The sequence below is a fragment of the Nocardiopsis metallicus genome (genome assembly GCF_014201115.1).
Lineage (GTDB): Bacteria > Actinomycetota > Actinomycetes > Streptosporangiales > Streptosporangiaceae > Nocardiopsis > Nocardiopsis metallicus.
In genome coordinates, this window is record NZ_JACHDO010000001.1 from 56283 (window position 1) to 74841 (window position 18559).

Genomic DNA, 18559 nt, shown 5'->3' on the forward strand with positions numbered 1-18559 from the left:
CACCCCCGGCAACGCAAAAGCCCCTGACCACTTTGCGTTTCCGCTGGTCAGGGGCTTGAGCCTCTGGGGTGAGTGACGGGACTTGAACCCGCGACTTCTTGGACCACAACCAAGTGCTCTACCGGCTGAGCTACACCCACCACGTCCGCCTGGCCTCTCGGCCCTGCGTACGTATGAAAGCTTATCGGACTCTGAGGAGTGCTTCGATCAGTTTTCCGGGTCGGACTTGGCGAGAGCCGCGTCACGTGCCTCGAAGCCGGTGCCGTCGGCGACCACTTCGGCGGCGATGGCGCGGGCCGTGGACGAGCTCAGGCCGGGTTCCGGGAGGAAGGCGGCGGCGCGGAAATACCGCAGCTCACGGATGCTCTCGGTGATGTCGGCGAGAGCGCGGTGGCCGCCGTTCTTCTCCGGGCTCGCGTAGTACACGCGCGGGTGCCAGCGGCGCAGGAGCTCCTTGATGGAGGAGACGTCGACCATCCGGTAGTGCAGGAAATCGTCGATGCGCCGCATGTCGCGGGCGAGGAAGGTGCGGTCCGTGGCGATCGAGTTGCCGCACAGGGGCGCCTTGCGGGGCTCGGTGACGTACTGGCGGATGTGCCCCAGGACGCGGTCCTCTGCTTCTTCAAGGGTCATGCCCTTGTCGAGCTCCTCCAGGAGCCCCGAGGTGGTGTGCATGTTCCGGACGAATTCGCCCATCCGGTCCAGGGCCTCCTGCGGGGGCTTGATCACGACGTCCACACCCTCGTCGAGGATGTTCAGTTCTCCGTCGGTGATCAGACAGGCAACCTCGATCAGTGCGTCGTTCTCGAAGTCGAGGCCTGTCATCTCGCAGTCGATCCACACCAAACTGTCGTTCATACCGGTCAGCTTAGGGGTTTTGCGGAGCAGTGCGGAGATGGCGAAGGGGCGGTGGGTCCATGACCCACCGCCCCCGTCACCACTGGGTCAGTCCCAGACGAAGGGGTCCGAGACACCCGGCGGTTCGCCGACGTCGAAGACGATGTACAGCCAGTCCCACACGTCCCAGAACTGGAGGTAGGCCAGCACCAGTACGACCAGGGTGATCGCGATCAGGGCGAAGCAGCCGCAACCGCAGCCGCGCTTCTTCTTCGCGGGCGGCTGGGGCGGCTGGGGCTGCTGGGGCGGCTGGCCGTACGGGCTGCCGAACGGGTCGCCCTGGGGGCCTCCGGGAGGACCGCCCTGGGGTCCACCGGGGCGCGGACCCCAGGGGGAGCCGCCGGGCGGCGGACCACCGTGACCACCCGGGCCGCCGGGAGGGCCGCCCATGGGGCCCTGGCGCGGGCCGCCGGGACCGCCGGGAGGAGGTCCACCGGGGCGGCCAGGTCCACCGGGGGGACCGCCGGGGCCGCCGCCCATGGGTGGGCGCGGGCCGGGGCCTCCGGGCGGCGGGCCGAACTGCTGGGGCGGCTGCTGGCCGGGGGGTGCGCCCTGCGGCGGCATCGGCGGGCGGCTGCCCATCTGCTGCGGCGGCGGGAAGCTCCCGGGCGGGCCGAACTGCTGCGGCGGCTGACCGGGAGGCGGGCCCTGCGGCCCGAACCCCTGCTGCTGGAAGCCGGGCTGAGGTCCGGACGGCGGCTGGTTCGCCCCGGACGGGGGCCGCTGGCCCGGGAAACCGCCCGGCTGTGGGCCGGAGGGCGGCTGGCCGCCCTGGGGGCCGCCCGCCGGGTCGAACCCCTGCTGCGGACCGGACGGGGGCTGGTGAGGACCGGACGGCGGCTGGTTGGCGCCCGAGTGGGGCTGGCCCGGGCTCTGCGGGGTCCAGCCGAGCGGCGGGGCGCCGGCGGACTGGGGATCGTTGGCCGCCGAAGGCGTGTCCGCCTGGGGGACCGGGGGAGCGTGCTTGGCGGCCTCCTCGGCGCGCTTGCGCTCCTCCTCGGCCCGCTGCTGGGCTTCCTCGGCCTGCTTCTCGGCCTCGGCCTCCCGGCGGACCCGCTCCTCCTCGCGCTTCTTGGCGGCCTCCTCCTCGGCCTGGCGGCGCTGCTCCTTGCGCTCCTCGGAGAGGTCGGCCCAGCCCTCCTTGAGACTGCCGAGGAACTTGTTGAACTTGCCGCCCTTGTCGTCCCCGTCATCGCTCCCGCCGCCCGAGAACATCGGGTCGTTGGGGTCGAAGATGGCGGTGCCGCCGGGCGACTGGTCGGCGGCGGACCGGTCGTCTCCGCCGGGCGTGAACACGGCGGTACGGGGGGTGTCACCGACGGCGTTGGGGTCGAAGACGGCGGTACGGGGGGTGTCACCGACGGCGTTGGGGTCGAACACCGCGGTGCGCGGGGTGTCGCCGATAGCCTCGTCGGCGAGGTTGGCCGTGGGCACATCGTCGTCCGGGATGTGGGCGGTGGGGACGTCGTCGCCCGATCCGGGCGGGTCGCCGGGGCCGACCCGCATGGTGGTGCCGACACCGCTCAGGTCGGCGGTGGCCTCGTCGTCGTCGGCGAGGTTGGCCGTGGGCATCTCGTCAGGGTGGCCAGCGGACTGCTGGCTCCAGGACGGGCTGATCCGCATGGTGCTGGGCTCGTCGTCCACCGGGGGCTGGTTGCCCGGGGCCGAGGACTGCTGCGCCCAGGACGGATCGATCCGCATGGTGCTGGGCTCGTCCCCGATCGGAGCGGGGGGAGGGGTGGTGCTCGGCGGCTGCTGGGGGGAGGAGTCCTGCGCCCAGGAGGGGTTGATTCGGACGGTACTCGGCTCGTCGTCGTCCGGGGTGGTCGAGGGTTGTGGGGCGGGGTCGGGGGCCGAGGCCTGCTGCGCCCACGAGGGGTCGATGCGCATGGTGCTGGGCTCGTCCTCGACCGGTACCGGCGCGGGAGCGGAGGAGCCCAGCCGGACCGTCCCCTCCTCCTCGTCGTCGGACGAGGGGTCGTCCCTGTTCTGACCGCCCAGGTAGGTGGTGGCGGCTTCCTCGTCGGAGCCGTCGGCGCCGCCTTGGAGTTCGCTCAGTGAACGGGTATGCCTCGTCCACTCTTCACCGTTCCACCATCTGAGCGTCTGCGCGTCGCCCTGCGGGTCCGCGTACCAACCCGGCTCGATAGATCCACCCATGGGCGCCAGACTAAGGGGTTTTGGAGCTGTACTTAACCAGTGGAATCCGATTCTCCTTGAAGGAGGGGATTTGGTGGTTTCATCCCTCCCTTTGTGTGCTTACGTGATGACCGAGGGTTGTGGTTCGGGGTGTTCCCTGGACAGCTGAGGGGCCCTTGCCGTTGCGGCCGCCTCACGGGCGGACCCCGACCCAAGCCCCGATCCAGGCTCCGACCCCGACCCCGACCCCGACTCCGGTCCCGGGGACACTTCGCGTGTTCCCGCGATCAGGAGCTGCTCGGGGTCCACCCGACCGGGCGCGGTCGACGCGGACCCCGGGACTTGGTCGTGGCCGAAGTGTCCGCCGCGGGACCACGTGCGGGACCGCTCTTCCTCGCTGGGGCGCCGCTCGCCCCGCAGACCGGGCGGACCGGCGGGCCAGCCCCTCTCCACACCCCACGAGCCCAGCCACTCCAGGACCGGTGCCAGACCGACCAGGGGGCCGTCGGTGAAAGGTTCCTTCTCCGTGGACACCACGGCGACCACGAGGCACACCCGGCCCTCGTCGCCGTGGTCCAGGTGCTGTCCGTAGCGCGAGGTGTGGCCCAGCAGGAGCTCGCTCCGGCGGGTGGCCGCCAGGATCTGTGCCACCGCGCCGGTCAGCGGGTTCCACACCAGGTGCGGGGGCCTGCCCTCGTGGACCAGGCGGATCGCCTCCTCGCGGGCCGACCACATGTTCGGGTCGGTTCCGGTCACCGTCCACACGGCACGCGGGGCGCCGAGCCCGTCGGCGGTCCGTGTGGTTCCTCCGTCGATCCTCTCGGCTCCGGGCATCCACGCCTTCGCCATGGCACTCCCCAATCCGACCGCAGCGGGTCTCAAGCCTGGAGGTCCGGGACGGCAGTGGAGGGACGGGGTTCCGGACCCAGGTCCCTCCCGTGGTACGCCACCCCGGAGAAGAAGTCCATAGCCCTTCGAGGGGTGGATAGGTTCATGTCACCTTCTGTTCCGCGGGTCCTGGACGAACGTCCTCCGATCGCGGTTCCCGCCCCCCCGGGCTCCTGTCCTGACCCCATCTCGGACCCGGCCCGGAATACCCACGGAATCCCCATGAAAGCGACGACCGGGCCGCGGCACACGGCCACGACCCGGTCGGTCGGTCATCGGTCCCGCGGGGGCGCCCCTGAGCCCTTGGTGCCCTGAGGCCTCGGGCCCCTCTAACTCCCGTCGTTCTCGTCCGCGATGCGCAGGGAGAACGCCTGGAGGAAGATGTCCCCGATCTCCGTCGGGTCCTCGGTCATGTACGCCGCGCCCCCGGTGGCCGCCGCGATCTCCTGCAACGGCTCCAGGTGCTGCACGTCCGGACCGAAGGCGATCGTGATGATCGGGATGGGCCGGGACGGGCTGATGAGCGAGTCGAGCTCGGACATCAGTTCGTCGAACTCCAGGCCGCCGGGGTTGTCGTTGTCCCCGTCGGTGAGCATCAGCACGACGTTGGTGCGGTCGGGCCGGTAGGTCCGGGACATCTCCTGGTAGGCGGCCAGGTAGGTCTCGTACAGCGCCGTGTCGCCCTGCGGCAGCGGCTCCAGGTTCTGGATCGCGGCACCGATCACGTCCCGGTGCTCGTTCCCCGCCTCATCGGTGGCCTGCAGTTCCCTTATCGGGGCGATCTCCTGGTAGTTCATGCCGTTGTTGACGTTGGTGGAGAACTCCCACAGGCCCAGCTCGGAGCTGTCGGAGAACATCTGCAGGCCCTCGGCGGAGGCGGCGCCGGCCACCTGCATGCGGGTGAGCCCGGTGCCGGGCACCTCGGCCAGCATCGACCCGGAGATATCGATGATGGTCAGTACCCGGGAGTCCATCTTCAGCTGGTTCCAGAAACGGGTCAGCTCGGTGATGGAGCCCTCCGAGGGGGCGGGCAGCTCGCCCGGCTCCTCGGCGAGGAACCCGGCTTCCTCGGTCAGCACGGACGCGTCGAGCCCGCCTTCGGAGTCGCGGAAGCCCTCGGCGAGGAAGCGCTCGACGGCCTTGTCGGTGCGCACCGCGGTGCGGAACACCTCGGCGGCGCGGGTGATCTCGCTGTCCTCGCTGCGCACGATGTAGGGGTAGTCGAGGAAGTAGGTGCCGTCGCTGAGGTAGTTGGGCTGGGCGGCGGAGTCGGAGTGGGCCGCGTTGTAGCGCCACACCGCCTGTTCGGACATCACCATCACGGGCGGGGCCTCGGCGCTGCCGCCGCTCAGGGCCAGGAACGCGGCGTCCTCGTCGGCGGAGGCGCCCTGGTGCAGGGCCTGCAGCGCGGCGGTCATGTGCGCGTTGAAGGTGTCGGCGTCGGGGGTGGCCTCCTCCAGGGCGCCGTGCAGCAGGTAGAGCGTGCCCAGGCCGCTGGAGCTGCGGGCCGGGTCGACCACCCGGACGACCCGGTCGGCTTCCTCGCCGGGGGCGGCGGTGGGGACCACGTCCATCCACGTGGTGTCTTCGTCGCCGTCCTCGGCGAATTCGGTGCGCTCGGTCAGCACCAGCGGACTGCGGGCCAGCGAGGTGCCGGTCTCGGTGATGATGGCTTCCCCGGCCTGGCTCTGGACCAGGCGCGACCACACGGAGGAGTCCGGGATCCACACGTCGGAGTCGGTGTCGCCCATGGTGGCGCCGGCTCCGGTGATACCGAAGGCGACGTTGGCCGAGTCGGCCTGGCGCACGTTGGCGCGCACGCACCTGTTGTCGACTGTGTGCTCTTCGGCGTTGAAGTCGCTGGCGATGTCGGTCAGCGCGGGGCCCAGTTCGGGGCTGACCGCGACGTCCAGTTCGATGTCGGAGCCGCCGCAGCCGTCGCCCTGCCCGAACATGTACACGCCCGCCACGGCGAGTCCGACCACGATCACCATCGCGGCGGCCAGGGCGGCGAACGCTCCGCCGCGACCGCGGCGGCGTCTGCTCCGGCCGGAGGGTTCTTCTGCGTATCTTCCGCGGTGACGTCCCACAGCATTCCTCACGGGTGGTGTACGGCCGAGGTGTCGTACAAGGGGGATGAGTCGGTAGGGGGTGTTGTGTGGTGTTACTGATGGGAACGTTACTCAACGCACCAAGTGCCGTGAATGGGGCCACACCCGGAGGGTTGTGGGCGGCACTCGGGCCGGTGGGACCTGATCACTGGCGGAGCATCGGCCACCCTGGGAAATTCGACCGGTATGGACCGGATTGGAGTTCCAAATGTGGCCTGTCCGAAAAGCCATTCTGATACCGAATCGAGACCCCTTGGTTGGGGCTAGTTGTCGCAGTTGGGTACACACAGACGCCGCGAGATCGAGCTGAGGAAGATGTCGCCGATCTCGTTCGGATCCTCGGTCACGAAGGACGAACCACTGGTGGCCCGCGCGATCTGTGCCAGCTCCAGCTCGTCGGCCTGCTCACCGAAGGCGATGATGAACATCGTGACCGGGCGCTGGGGGTCGAACCGGTCCTGCAGCGCGGCCACCAGCTCCTCGTGGGAGATGTCGCTGGACCCCTCGTCCTGCCCGGCGGTCAGCAGGATGACGCTGTTGATCTTGTCCTCGTGGTAGTCGTCCGTCACCTCGTCGTAGGCGGCCAGGATGTTGTCGTACAGGCGTGACCCGCCGCCCGCGACCTCCAGTTCCTCGGCCACCTTGACCAGCTCCTGGCGACGGGTGGTGTCGCCGTTGTCCGCCGCGCCCAGCCGGTGCATGTCCGCGGCCTCGTCACGGCCGTTCCCGTCGAGCTCCTCGGACATCAGCCACAGGCCCATGTCGGTCTCGTCGGGGAACATCCCCAGCCCCATCAGGGCGGCCTGCTTGGCCACCTCGATCCGCTCCGGGCCGCCGTCGAGTTCGTCGGCCATGTTCGCCGAGGCGTCGGCCAGCACCAGCGTGCGGCTGGGCATGCCCAGCCGGTTCCAGTCGGTGACCGAGGCGAGCAGGGCGTCGCCGGTCAGGTCGTCGTGGACGGGCGGCTGCTGCGCGATGATCCCGGTCTGGGCGGCAAGGGTGGCCGACGCCTCCCCGCTCGGGTCGCGAAAGCCCAGTTCGCGCAGGCTCGTCCGGTGCTCGCTGCCGCGCAGGACCTCGTACAGGTCGGCGGCGGCCGACTGCAGCGCGGAGTCGTCGGTGGCGGTGACGTACGGGTAGTCCAGGTTGACCGTGCCGTCGCTGATGTAGTGCGCCTGGAGAGCGGGGGCGGAGTCGGCGCGGCGGTTGTTGTAGGCCACCACGGCCTGCTCGGGCACGGCGATGACCGGAGCCACCCGCTCGTGCGCCGCGGCCGAACCGGTGAAGACGTTGGTCAGGTCGATCTCACCGAACGCGCTGTCCAGCTGGACGTCGCGCACGAAGTCGGTCATCGCGGTGTCGGCGTCGTCCCCGCTGCCCAGGTGGTCGCGGATCGCGTGCATGACCGTCATGCCGTCGGCGCCGCGGTTGGGGTCGACCATCACCACGGGGCGGTCGGGGTCGCGCCCGTCGGGCAGGAGCAGGGTCCAGCTGGCGTCGTCCGGGTCCGGCATCCCCTCGGTGTTCGGCGGGGCCGCGAGCACCACCGGGGAACTCGCGAGGGAGGGCGGGTCGGTCTCGAGCCCGTGCGCCCCGCCGTCGGAGACCCGGGCCAGCTCGACCCAGGCGGAGGACTCGGGCACCCACACGTGCGGGGCGATGGTGGAGTCGCCCGGCTGGCCGCCGGTCAGCGCCGACAGGATCCGGTGCGGCGCGATCTCGTCCACCTGCGCGTACACGCACTGCCCGCCGTAGCTGGGCCGGTCCGCGTTGAACTCCGCCGCCGCCTCGCGCATCACGGGTGCGATGCTCTGGGTGGTGGACACCCGCAGGTAGCGGGTCTCCCCGCAGCCGAGGGCGTTCATGGTGACCGGCACGGCGATCGCGGCGACGACGATCAGGGCGACGACGATCGCGGTGATCCCCAGCGGCGACCGCACCGCCTTGCGGGTGGTGGTGACGGTCGGTGAGGGAAGACGGTGGCGTCCACTGGACACGTGCACTCCGGGGGTGTGGCTGTCTCCGGTCCCGGACTTGAGAACCTCTGGGAGCCTCTCCGGGGCCGGGCTCAGGGGGCGGGCTCGGGGTCGGCCGCGGGGTGCTGCGCCCGGCACCCGCGGTGGGAACTGTGTGAACCTTCGTACGGCGAACGGCATCACACACTGCGGATGTGATCGACCAGCCGTTGGCACACGAACGATTCCTCACCAGGACCTTACTCGTTGGTAGGTCGGGGAGGAAGGGTGGGGGTGTCCTGGCTCACAGTACGAACACCGGGCCGATCGTCGCGCCGCTCGTCGGAGGGGTTCTCGAAGGCTTGCCCGGCGCACCCGGTGATCGCTTTGTTACGGTGCCGGTCCAGTACCACTGTTCACTCCCGGCTAGCATTGGCCCCCGGTATTCGCTTGACCGATACTTGACGCCCGCTTGGCTGCTGCCCCGCGAATCAGAGGCACCCCGCGCGGTGGGCGCCCCCGTGACCGATCGACCCCCGAGGGTTATGGCATGTCCCATTCGCACAGTGACCGACGCAGCCGAGGCAGTCTCGGTACCGCGCTGCTCGCCGGAGCCTGCTGCGCCGGCGCGGTGGCCTACGCCGTGCTGGTCGGCCCGTCGATGCTGCCACCGCAGGACGTGCAGACCGCGAACGCGGCCAGCCCGGAGGTGCTCGGAAGCGCCATCGAGCCCCGGGAGGAGTCGGAGGAGGAGTCCGGTCCCGTCGGCCACCTGCGCATCCACGTCAGCGACCGGGGCCTGGCCTGGGTGCAGACCCTGAACTGCACCGGTGACCTCGCCGAGGACCCCGAGCCCTGCACCGTGATGGCCGAGGCCGCCGAGGAACTCGCCGGGGACCCGACCGCCGGTGACCCCGGCTCCTACGGGAACGGGGAGCCGGGCGAAGCCTCCGCGGGCGAACTGTTCACCGAGGTCCGTGAGGGCACGGTCTGCACCGACAAGGTGTACGGCCCGCAGGAAGCCATGATCGAGGGCGTCTGGGAGGGCGCGGAGATCGAGACCACGCTCTCCCGCAAGGGCTCCTGCGAAGAGGCCCGCTGGCAGCGGCTGCGCGCCGTCACCGAACAGATCGCCTGAACCGGAAGGGCGCTGGGGGTTCGGGCTGCGGGATAATCGCTGACCATGGATGTCATCAGGGTCAGTGACCCCGCCGACCCGCGTCTGGCCGACTACACCCGGCTCCGCGACGTCAACCTGCGCCGCCACCTGGAGGCCGAGCACGGCCTGTTCATGGCCGAGGGCGACAAGGTGATCCGCCGAGCCGCCACCGCCGGGTTCGCCCCCCGCAGCTTCCTGCTCACCGAACGCCGAGCCGAGGCTTTGGACGACGTGGTCGCCGCCTCCGGGGCGCCGCTGTACGTGGTGAGCGAGGAGACCGCCGAACGCGTGGTCGGCTTCGACCTGCACCGGGGCGCCCTCGCCGCCTACCACCGCAAGCCCCTGCCGGAGCTCGGGGAGGTCCTGGCCGGGGCCCGCGGCATCGTGGTGCTGGAGGACCTGGTGGACCACACCAACGTCGGCGCGATCTTCCGTAGCGCCGCCGGGCTGGGAGTGGACGCGGTGGTCCTCGCGCCGCGCTGCGCGGACCCGCTCTACCGCCGCTCCGTGAAGGTGTCGATGGGGGCGGTGTTCACCCTGCCCTACACCCGCCTCGACGACTGGTACGGCGGCCTGGACACCCTGCGTGACGCCGGTTTCGACCTCATGGCGCTCACCCCGGGCGAGGGCTCGCTCCCGATGCGCGAGGCCATGGACCGCCTCGACGCCGACGCCAGGGTGGGGCTGCTGCTGGGCACCGAGGGCGACGGACTGTCCTCACGCTGGCTGGAGCGGGCCACCTCCCGCGTGCACATCCCGATGGCCGACCGCGACATCGACTCCCTGAACGTCACCGCCGCGGCCGCCATCGCCTGCTACGAGCTCTCGAGGTTCGGCAACGTGGCGGCCCGGGACCACCTGGGCTGAGCGGGACCACCGGGCCCGAGCCGGGGGTGGAGCCCGGTCCGGTCGGGCAACGACCCCGCCTCGGTTCCGACGAGCCCGTAGTGTGGCGCGTGACACGGACCGAGGACAGGGAGGACGCACGACATGGGCGGCCGAGCACTGGTGCAGTGGGAGCAGAACAGGGACAACGCGCCCGAAGCGCTCCACGTCGACCTCTACGCGGGGGGACCCGCCCCGGAGGAGGGGCTGGCGGACGTCACCTTCTACCAAGTGCCCTACGCGCCCTCCACCCAGGGCGTCGACGAGCGGCTCGACATCATCACGCGAATGCCCGAGCTCAGGGTTCTGCAGCTGGTCTCGGCCGGGTACGAACAGGTCCTCGGGCTCCTCCCGGACCACGTCACCCTGTGCAACGGCCGAGGGCTGCACGACGCCAGCACCGCCGAGCACGCGCTCGCACTCATGCTCGCCGCGCAGCGCGACCTGCCCCGGTGGGCGCTCGACCAGCGCGAACACCGCTGGGGTTCGGTCCCGCAGCGGTCCCTGGCCGACTCCCGGGTGATGATCATCGGCTACGGGAGCATCGGCCGGGCGATCGAGGCGCGCCTGCTGCCCTTCGAGACGGAGGTGGTCCGGGTGGCCAGCCGGGCCCGCCCGGAAGAGGACGTGCACGGGGTCAACGAACTCCACGTGCTCCTGCCCGAGGTGGACGTCGTCGTCCTGGTCACCCCGCTCACCGAGGACACGCGGGGCCTGTTCGGCGCGCACGAGTTCGCCCTGCTGCGCGACGACGCCCTGGTGGTCAACGTCGGCCGCGGCGCGGTCCTGGACACCGAAGCCCTGCTCGCTCAGAACGGCCGGGTCCGCGCGGCCCTGGACGTCACCGACCCCGAACCGCCGCCGGTGGAGCACCCGCTCTGGGACGCCCCCGGCGTGTACCTGACCCCGCACGTGGCGGGCGGCTCCGCGGCCTTCTACCCGCGCGCCCGCGCCTTCATGGACACCCAGCTGGCCCGCTGGGCGGCCGGGGAACCGCTGGCCAACGTCGTCCGCCCCGGCAAGTAGGGCGCGCCAGACCTTGGGGCGCGGGCAGGGCCTCAAGGTTCAGCGTGACCGGTACGCCTCAGCCCGGTGCTCGATGGCGGTGACGAGGACGGTGCGCTCCTCCTCATCTATCTCGTAGAGCACGCGGTAGGCGCCTCGCCGAGCTGACCATGTTCCTTCATAGGGCGGGAGCGGTAGCCGTTCGCCCAGTCGGTGCGGGTTCTCCGGCAGCGTCGTGGTGATGAACTCGTATGTCGGCGCCTCGGGGGAGACTGGTGGCATGCGGATCGCGGTGGTCGCCGACGGGGACGGCGGGGGGTGGCTGGCGGAGCTGGGTGAGGGTGCTCCGACCACTCCGGTCGCTCCCGTGCGCCGGGTGGGTGACCTGGTGGCGGCGGTTCGGGCGGCCGAGCAGGCCGGGTCCGAACCGCCGCGGTGGGTCTGGGCGGACACCGAGGACCTCTACCCCGACCTGGTGCGGGCCGGGGTGCGGGTGGCGCGCTGTCATGACGCCGCGCTGACCGAAGCCCTGCTGCTGGGATACGAGGCGCGGCACTCCGAACCCCACTCGCTGGGCGCGGCCTGGGCGCGGTTGCACGACCTGCCCGTGCCCGATGACCCGGCCCGGCCGCTGGGGGAGGGCACGGCCGCGCAACCGGCGCTGTTCGAGGCCGACCGCTCCACGCTGCCGCCCGGTACCGACCGGCTCGCCGCCCTGGTGGAGGTCCACGCCGACCAGCGAAGACGCATCGCCGACCTCCCCGAACCCGGGCGGATGGCGCTGCTGGCCGCGGTGGAGTCGGCCGGGGCCCTGGCCGCCGTGGAGATGAGCCACGACGGGCTGCCCTGGCGTCCGGACGTCCACGACCAGGTGCTCACCGAGATCCTCGGGCCGCGGCCGCGCGCGGGGGAGCGGCCGCCGGTACTCGCCGACCTGGCCGCGCGGATCGGCGAGGTGGTCGGCCACGAGGTCAACCCGGACTCGCCCGCGCAGGTCCTCAAGGCGATGGCGTGGGTCGGACACCCGGTGGAGTCCACCCGCTCCTGGGTCCTGGAGGCAGTCGACCACCCGCTGGTCCCGCTGCTGCTGCGCTACAAGGAGCTCGCCCGACTGCATTCGGCCAACGGCTGGGCCTGGCTGGAGACCTGGGTGCGGGAACTGCCGGGGGAGGACGGGGAGCCCAGGCTGGGCCGGTTCCAGCCCGACTACGTGGTCGGCGGGGTGGTATCCGGGCGCTGGGCCACCCGGGGCGGCGGCGCGCTCCAGATCCCCAAGTCCGTCCGCCGCGCCGTGCGCGCCGACCCCGGCTGGGTACTGGTCCGCGCCGACGCCGGACAGCTCGAACCCCGCGTGCTGGCCGCGGTCTCCGGAGACGACGCCCTCGCGGCCGCCGCCGCGGAGGAGGACCTGTACGCCCGCCTGGCCGTGCACGTGGGCGACGACCGCGAACGCGCGAAGATCGGCATGCTCGCCGCCATGTACGGGCAGACCTCCGGTGACGCCGCCCCGCTGCTGGCCACCATGCGCCGCCTCTACCCCCGCGCCCTGGAACACGTGGACGCCGCCGCCCGTACCGGAGAGGGCGGCGGGATCGTCCGTTCCTGGCTGGGCCGCACCTCGCCTGCACCGGTCGACTGGGCGGCGACCGCCGCAGCCACGGACGGTGACCGACGGCGCCGCGCGCACGGTCGGTTCACCCGTAACTTCGTCGTCCAGGCGACCGCCGCCGAGTGGGCACTGGTCCTGCTCGCCGCGCTGCGCCAAGAGCTGCCGAAGACCCCTGAGGGCGGCGGAATCGTCTTCTTCGTGCACGACGAGGTCGTCCTGCACGTGCCCGCTCAGCTCGCCGAGGAGACGGTCCGGGCGATCGAGCGGGCCCAGACCCGGACCAGGGAGATCCTTTTCGGCGACACCCCCGTCCGGTTTCCCCTCGCGGTGTCGGTCACGGAATGTTATGCCGATCGCTGATTCCAGGCTGAAAACCATGAGTCGCCGGGGGAACGGACAAGCCGCTGAAAGGTGGACGTCCGGTATCGGACGGCGTGGGCATCTTGCAAACGCGTCCAGGTACACCCATTCTTGGACGCGAACAGTGTTATCGAAGGCCGTGCGCCGCGGCGGCTCCCCCTGCCCGCCGCGGTCAGAGAAAGGGTGATTGACCCCCGTGCGGAACCGTCTCAGAACATGTGCGGGCACCACGGCCGCGTTCGCGGTCGCCTTCACGGCCTTCGGGGCCACCCCCGCGATAGCCGCCCCCGTCGTCGAGGACCGCCCGCCCCTCTCCGAGCAGGTCGCGCCCGAGCTCGCCGCCCCCAGCGGCTCCGCGCCCCGAGCGACGGACTCCCAGACCGAAACCCCCGACACCGCCGAGTCCGAGGCCCCCGACACCGCGGACGTCGCCGAACTCAAGCGGGACGCCTACGTCGCCCCCTTCCGCGAGGCGCGCTCCGTCGAGTACTTCGCGGTAGCCGCTGAGAAACTGCCCCGGGAGGTCGTCGACGCGGTCCGCGACATCGACGGGGTGGAGAACGTCCTCACCGTCGACGCCGCGCGCGTGGAGATCGACGGCGAACCGACCTCGGTGCTGGGCGTCAACCCGTCCAGTTTCCGCAACCACGCCCCCAGGCCCTCCGCCGAGTCCGACGAGATCTGGCAGGGCGTCGCCGAGGGCCACATCGCGCTCTCCAAGGAGGTGGGCACCGAACGCGAGCTGGACGTCGGCAGCGAGGTCACCCTCGCCGGCGGCAACGGCGAGGTGCCCCTGGAGGTATGGACCCACGCCACCTCCGGCATCGCCGGGATCGACGCCCTCGTCTCCCGCGAACTCTCCCGTGAACTGGGCATGCCCGAGGGCAACGCCCTGGTGATCTCCGCCCCCGACACGGACCTGTGGGACCTGCACGAGGAGCTCGAGGAGATCCTCGGCGAGGACGCCTCGCTCCAGCTGGTCGCCGACGCCCCCGAACCCCTGGTCGACGGCGACGCAGTGCCCTCCACGGTGATCGAACGGGTCATCGCCAACGCCGAGACCCAGCTGGGCGTGCCCTACGTGTGGGGCGGCACCACCCCGAACGTCGGCTTCGACTGCTCCGGGCTGCTCCAGTGGGCCTTCCGCGAGGCGGGCGTGTCCATCCCGCGCGTCACCCACGACCAGTGGAACGCGGGCCAGCGCGTGGAGTGGGACGACCTGCAGCGGGGCGACCTGTTGTTCTGGCGCTCGGACCCGACCGCGCCGAACTACATCTCGCACGTGGCCATCTACCTGGGCGACGGCCAGATGCTGGAGGCCCCGCGCACCGGCCTGGACGTTCGTGTCACCCCGGTGCGGACCGCCAACTACGCGGGCGCGGTGCGCGTCAACACCTGACCCCGTACACGAACCCGAACAACGAGACAGGGCCGTGGCCACACCCTTGCGGTGGCGCCACGGCCCTTTCCGTAGCCGTGAACCGGAAGGGCCGGGCACGAGGAAGAGGCCCGGGGATGGGGAGAGGGCTGGGCGCGGGAAGGAGCCGAGCACGGGGAGGGCGCGCATACGAGGAAGGGCCGTGGCGTCATCTGGGGAGAAAACGCCACGACCCTTCATCTCTCCATGTCCGAAAAACCGCCGGGAGGGGAAGGCAGGCCTCGGTTAGGAGGGGGGCAAGGGCCGCCGCTGAGGGAGGGGGAGACAGCGGTGGTCGACCCTTTGGGTGGTATGGAGTTGTGACGGGGCGGCCTCCGCGAAAACGCCCTGGGCCGGGTGTCCCGTCGCACAGGTCTACATAAGCAGTGACCGGCCGATTTGGCAAGAGCCTGACTCAAGCCATGCAAGTACCCGCAGGCCGCCACAAAGTCCCCTCCTGTCCAGCAAAGAGGGGACTTCCGTGCGCTTTCGTCTCCCTTCGGCTCAGCGCCCGGCCGCGTACCCCTGGGCGCCCCGGGCGTCCGCGGCGGCGCGCAGCTCACCGCTCTCCGGGTCGCGGGCGACGGCCGCCAGGCGGCCCAGCGACCACTCGTTGGCCACCTGGACCCGGTGCCCGCGGGCGCGCAGCTCCTCGACGACCTCCTCGCCCACACCGGGCTCGACGACCAGGTCACCGGGCACGGTCTCGCGGGGGTGGAAGGAGCTGGGGAAGGCGTTGGTGTGGAACATCGGGGTGTCCAGGGCCTCCTGCAGGTCGTCCACCCCGTTGAGGACGCGCAGCAGGGCTGTGGTGGTCCACTGGTCCTGCTGGTCGCCACCGGGCGTGCCGATGGCCAGAACGGCCTCGCCGTCCGACCGGGTCACCAGGGTCGGCGAAAGGGTGGTGCGGGGTCGTCGCCGCGGTGAGAGGGCGTTCGGGGAGGCCGGGTCGAGCCAGAACATCTGCGCCCGGGTGCCCAGGGGGAAGCCGAGTTCGGGGATGACCGGCGAACTGCTGAGCCAGCCGCCGCTGGGCGTAGCCGAGACCATGTTGCCCTCGGAGTCCACCACGTCCACGTGGCACGTGTCCCCGCGCAGGTCAGCGGGTTGGACACCGGAGGCGTTGCGGACGGTGGGCTCACCGGTGGTGCGGTCGCCCGGGGTCTCCCCGGGCAGGTACACCGGCGGCTCGAACGGCGTGCGGCCGCCCGGTGAGCCGGGGCGCGGATCCAGGCAGGCCCGGCCGTCGTCGATCAGGCGGGCCCGCTCGGCGGCGTAGTCCGAGCTCAGCAGTTCCTTGAGCGGGACCTCGGAGAAGTCCGGGTCGCCGTACCAGGCCTCGCGGTCGGCGAAGGCGAGCTTGGCGATCTCGGTGCTCCGGTGCACGAAGTCCGCGCTGACCCCCTCGCGCGCGTCCGCGCCCACTCCACGGGCCTCGGCCATCCGCAGCTGCTGGAGCATGGCGGGGCCCTGGCCCCAGGGCCCGGTCTTGTGCACGGTGTGGGAGCCGTAGGAGGCGCTGGCGGGGTCCTCGTAACTCGCGCTCCAGTCAGCCAGGTCCTGTGCGGTCAAGAGGGCCTGCTGGGGTTCACCGACCCCGTTGGGCACGGGCCCGGCCAGGAAGGCGCCGACCGCCTCGGCCACGAAACCCTGCGACCAGGAGCGGCGGGCCGCCTCGATCTGCGCTTCACGGTCCTCTCCCACCGCCTCGGCCTCGGTGACGATGCGGCGGTAGGTGGCCGCCAGCGCGGGGTTGCGCAGCCGTGAACCGGCGGCGGGGGCCGCGCCGTGTGGCAGGTAGACGGCGGCCGAACCCGCCCAGTGCCGGGAGAAGACCGGTGAGAGGGTCCGGATGGCGTCGGCGATCCGGTCCAGGACGGGGTATCCCCGCTCGGCCAGCCCGATGGCGTGGTCGAGGACCTCGCGTACGGACATGGTGCCGTGGTCGCGCAGCAGCAGCATCCAGGCGTCGAAGGACCCGGGAACGGTGGCGGCCAGGACCCCGCTGCCGGGGATACGGTCCAGCCCCCGGCTCTCGAAGGCCTCGATACTCGCCGTGGCGGGGGAGACGCCCTGCCCGCACAGCACGCGCGGGGAGCCGTTCCGGGCCTTGAAGACGACCGGGACCTCACCGCCGGGGCCGTTCAGGTGGGGTTCGACGACCTGGAGGGTGAAACCCGCGGCGACGGCGGCGTCGAAGGCGTTTCCGCCCCGCTCCAGAACGGACATCCCGGTGGCGCTGGCCAGCCAGTGCGTGGAGGCGACCATGCCGAAGTCGCCGCGTAGTTGGGGTCGTGTGGTGAAGCCGGGCATGGGTGCTGTCCTCCTGCGGGTGGGGGTACGGCGGGGTCGCCACCGATCCGGGGGTGCTGGCCGGGTCCTCGTCGGACACCGGCCGAACCAGGGTGACGGTACAGCATGACTTGGGTCTCATGCTGCGGGTTCGGGCGATTCGGGTCTTTGGTCACCAGTCTTGGGCGCCCCGGGTCAAGACGAAGCCCGGTCATGACCGGAATACGGTCACGACCGGGCTTCATCCGTGTGTAGTGCTCGCTTGTGCGCTGCTCGCTCGTGCGCTGCTCGAGGGCGCCTCAGCGAGACGTCAGGTCAGGAGGTCTCCGCGGGGAGAGTCCACGGCAGGGACTCCCAGAGCTCGGCCCACTCCTCGGCGTCGACCGGGTCCGTGACCTGACCGGCCTCGCCGGTCGCCTTCTCGACCTCGTCCATCGCCTGGGACAGGCTCTCGTTGGCCTCCTGAATGATCTGCCCGATCAGGTGGGAGATCTCGGCGAGCGCGTCCTCGACCTCGCTGCGTTCGATGTCGAACTGTCGAGCGCAGTCGTCGGTGGCGGCCGCCTTGTCGCTCTCGTCGCCGTAGTACCAGACCGTGGCGAGCAGGCGGTCGCGCTCGGCGTCGTCGAGGTCGTCCTTGGACAGCGCCTTCTCGATGAACTTCCCACTGGCCTGGGTCATCTGCGCCGAGTCCAGGTCGGTCTGGCCGGAACGGAAGTCAACGAAGTGCTCCGTCAGACAGGTCTTCACCTCACGTGAGGAGATCCCGTCGGGGAGATCGGCTTCCACCGGGGGAACGACCTCTTCCAGGTCCTCGACCGGGGTGATCCCGCCGACCTCGTCCCCGTCGACGACCTCCTCGTCCACGGGGGCTTCGTCGGTGGCGTCCTCCTCGGCGGGGACCTCCTCCTCGGGGGTCTCGTCAATCGGGGCTTCGTCGGTGGCGTCCTCCTCGGCGGGAGCCTCGTCGACCGGGGTTTCGTCGGTGGCGTCCTCGTCAGCGGGGACCTCGTCGACCGGGGCCTCCTGGACCGGGTCGGCGGGCTTCTCCGCGCCGTCCTCGTCAACGACCTCCTCAACCGGGGCTTCCCCAACCGGAGCCTCGTCGGTCGGGGCCTCCTCAGCCGGAGCCTCCTCAGCCGGAACTTCGTCAACCGGAGCCTCGTCGGTCGGAGTCTCGTCGGTCGGAGTCTCGGCCTCAGCGTCCTCTGTCCCGGCCTCTTCCTCCGTCTCGGCCTCCTCCGTCTCGGCCTCCTCCGCACCGGCTTCCTCGGTAATGGCCTCGGCGAGCTTCAGCAGTTCACGGCCCTCCCATCGTTCCGGTTGGAGGTGGGTGGCTATCGCCACGCCTGGTCTCTGCACCCAGAACAGGTCGCCGGTCTCCTCGGACAGGTACGCGCCGTGTTCGAAGGCCTCACCGGCTTCCAGCTCCTCCAGGGAGCTGTCCGCGAGGTGGCTGTAGCGCCCCTCGCGCAGGTCCTCCAGGTCCTGGATTCTCTCCGAGCGCAGCACGGCCACCCGGCCGTACAGCTGATCGGGTCCCTGCACCCAGGAGAGCTGGGACTGGCTGTTCCCCTGACGGTCCGTCGTGGAGGAGGCGTTGATGCCGTAACGCTCCAGACCGGCGGGCAGGTAGGCGATGTCGTATCCGTCGACGCTGTACGTGGACACGCCCTGGCGCACCACCGGCCAGCTGAACGCCCTCGTGTCCTTGTCGTCCGCGGCCGCGGGCCCGGCGAGGCCGACCAGGCCCGTCGTGGAGATCGCGGCGGCACTGAAGAGCGCGACCCACCTCGTGTGGTGCTTGCGCATGAGAGTTCCTTCCCATCGACTACTACTGGT

13 protein-coding genes and 1 tRNA gene are annotated in these 18559 nt (G+C 71.2%); 5 read left to right on the forward strand and 9 right to left on the reverse strand.

Going from position 1 to position 18559, the window contains the following annotated elements; translation table 11 throughout:
• Positions 1–64: 64 nt before the first annotated feature.
• The 6 genes from HNR07_RS00240 to HNR07_RS00265 form a co-directional block, all read right to left on the reverse strand.
• Positions 65–140 (reverse strand) — tRNA-His (locus HNR07_RS00240).
• Positions 141–207: 67 nt separating this feature from the next.
• Positions 208–858: an oligoribonuclease gene (gene orn / locus HNR07_RS00245; protein WP_184360303.1), complete on the reverse strand. Its 651-nt coding sequence runs from the start codon at positions 856–858 to the stop codon at positions 208–210.
• Between the two features lie 87 nt (positions 859–945).
• Positions 946–3057 (reverse strand): DUF2510 domain-containing protein, encoded by a 2112-nt coding sequence (locus HNR07_RS35370; protein ID WP_184360306.1) that lies wholly within the window; start codon positions 3055–3057, stop codon positions 946–948.
• Positions 3058–3156: 99 nt separating this feature from the next.
• Positions 3157–3885, reverse strand: coding sequence for a hypothetical protein (locus tag HNR07_RS00255; RefSeq protein ID WP_184360309.1), 729 nt, complete (start codon positions 3883–3885; stop codon positions 3157–3159).
• A gap of 368 nt (positions 3886–4253) precedes the next feature.
• A complete protein-coding gene (locus HNR07_RS00260; RefSeq protein WP_184360312.1) occupies positions 4254–6014 on the reverse strand; it encodes a substrate-binding domain-containing protein in 1761 nt (586 codons plus the stop codon).
• 284 nt (positions 6015–6298) lie between these two features.
• Entirely contained in the window at positions 6299–8032 is a 1734-nt protein-coding gene (locus HNR07_RS00265; protein WP_184360315.1) for a substrate-binding domain-containing protein, read from the reverse strand.
• 508 nt (positions 8033–8540) lie between these two features.
• On the opposite strand from HNR07_RS00265, the gene HNR07_RS00270 reads away from it, so the two are divergent.
• From HNR07_RS00270 to HNR07_RS00280, 3 genes are all read left to right on the forward strand, one after another.
• On the forward strand, positions 8541–9128 hold the full coding sequence (locus tag HNR07_RS00270) for a hypothetical protein (protein ID WP_184360318.1): 588 nt from the start codon (positions 8541–8543) through the stop codon (positions 9126–9128).
• Positions 9129–9173: 45 nt separating this feature from the next.
• Positions 9174–10016, forward strand: coding sequence for a TrmH family RNA methyltransferase (locus HNR07_RS00275; protein WP_184360321.1), 843 nt, complete (start codon positions 9174–9176; stop codon positions 10014–10016).
• Between the two features lie 123 nt (positions 10017–10139).
• A complete protein-coding gene (locus HNR07_RS00280) occupies positions 10140–11060 on the forward strand; it encodes a 2-hydroxyacid dehydrogenase (protein ID WP_184360324.1) in 921 nt (306 codons plus the stop codon).
• 39 nt (positions 11061–11099) lie between these two features.
• Here HNR07_RS00280 and HNR07_RS00285 read toward each other — a convergent pair whose 3' ends face one another.
• Positions 11100–11321 carry a type II toxin-antitoxin system RelE family toxin gene (locus tag HNR07_RS00285; protein WP_184360327.1) on the reverse strand — a complete coding sequence of 74 codons (222 nt, stop codon included), beginning with the start codon at positions 11319–11321 and terminating at the stop codon, positions 11100–11102.
• Between HNR07_RS00285 and HNR07_RS00290 the strand changes: the two genes are divergently transcribed.
• Positions 11320–13008 carry a bifunctional 3'-5' exonuclease/DNA polymerase gene (locus tag HNR07_RS00290; protein WP_184360330.1) on the forward strand — a complete coding sequence of 563 codons (1689 nt, stop codon included), beginning with the start codon at positions 11320–11322 and terminating at the stop codon, positions 13006–13008. The two genes, HNR07_RS00285 and HNR07_RS00290, sit on opposite strands and share 2 nt — an antisense overlap.
• Positions 13009–13204: 196 nt before the next feature.
• Positions 13205–14407 carry a C40 family peptidase gene (locus HNR07_RS00295; protein ID WP_184360332.1) on the forward strand — a complete coding sequence of 401 codons (1203 nt, stop codon included), beginning with the start codon at positions 13205–13207 and terminating at the stop codon, positions 14405–14407.
• Positions 14408–14929: 522 nt separating this feature from the next.
• Here the strand turns inward: HNR07_RS00295 and HNR07_RS00300 are convergent.
• Both HNR07_RS00300 and HNR07_RS00305 read right to left on the reverse strand, forming a co-directional pair.
• Positions 14930–16738: a gamma-glutamyltransferase family protein gene (locus HNR07_RS00300; RefSeq protein WP_184360335.1), complete on the reverse strand. Its 1809-nt coding sequence runs from the start codon at positions 16736–16738 to the stop codon at positions 14930–14932.
• 294 nt (positions 16739–17032) lie between these two features.
• A complete protein-coding gene (locus tag HNR07_RS00305) occupies positions 17033–18529 on the reverse strand; it encodes a hypothetical protein (RefSeq protein ID WP_184360338.1) in 1497 nt (498 codons plus the stop codon).
• Positions 18530–18559 lie beyond the last annotated feature (30 nt).

Coding starts and splice junctions, on each gene's coding strand:
- orn (WP_184360303.1), bottom strand. CDS start 858: ATGAACGACAGTTTGGTGTGGATCGACTGCGAGATGACAGGCCTCGAC.
- HNR07_RS35370 (WP_184360306.1), bottom strand. CDS start 3,057: ATGGGTGGATCTATCGAGCCGGGTTGGTACGCGGACCCGCAGGGCGAC.
- HNR07_RS00255 (WP_184360309.1), bottom strand. CDS start 3,885: ATGGCGAAGGCGTGGATGCCCGGAGCCGAGAGGATCGACGGAGGAACC.
- HNR07_RS00270 (WP_184360318.1), top strand. CDS start 8,541: ATGTCCCATTCGCACAGTGACCGACGCAGCCGAGGCAGTCTCGGTACC.
- HNR07_RS00275 (WP_184360321.1), top strand. CDS start 9,174: ATGGATGTCATCAGGGTCAGTGACCCCGCCGACCCGCGTCTGGCCGAC.
- HNR07_RS00280 (WP_184360324.1), top strand. CDS start 10,140: ATGGGCGGCCGAGCACTGGTGCAGTGGGAGCAGAACAGGGACAACGCG.
- HNR07_RS00290 (WP_184360330.1), top strand. CDS start 11,320: ATGCGGATCGCGGTGGTCGCCGACGGGGACGGCGGGGGGTGGCTGGCG.
- HNR07_RS00285 (WP_184360327.1), bottom strand. CDS start 11,321: ATGCCACCAGTCTCCCCCGAGGCGCCGACATACGAGTTCATCACCACG.
- HNR07_RS00300 (WP_184360335.1), bottom strand. CDS start 16,738: ATGCCCGGCTTCACCACACGACCCCAACTACGCGGCGACTTCGGCATG.
- HNR07_RS00305 (WP_184360338.1), bottom strand. CDS start 18,529: ATGCGCAAGCACCACACGAGGTGGGTCGCGCTCTTCAGTGCCGCCGCG.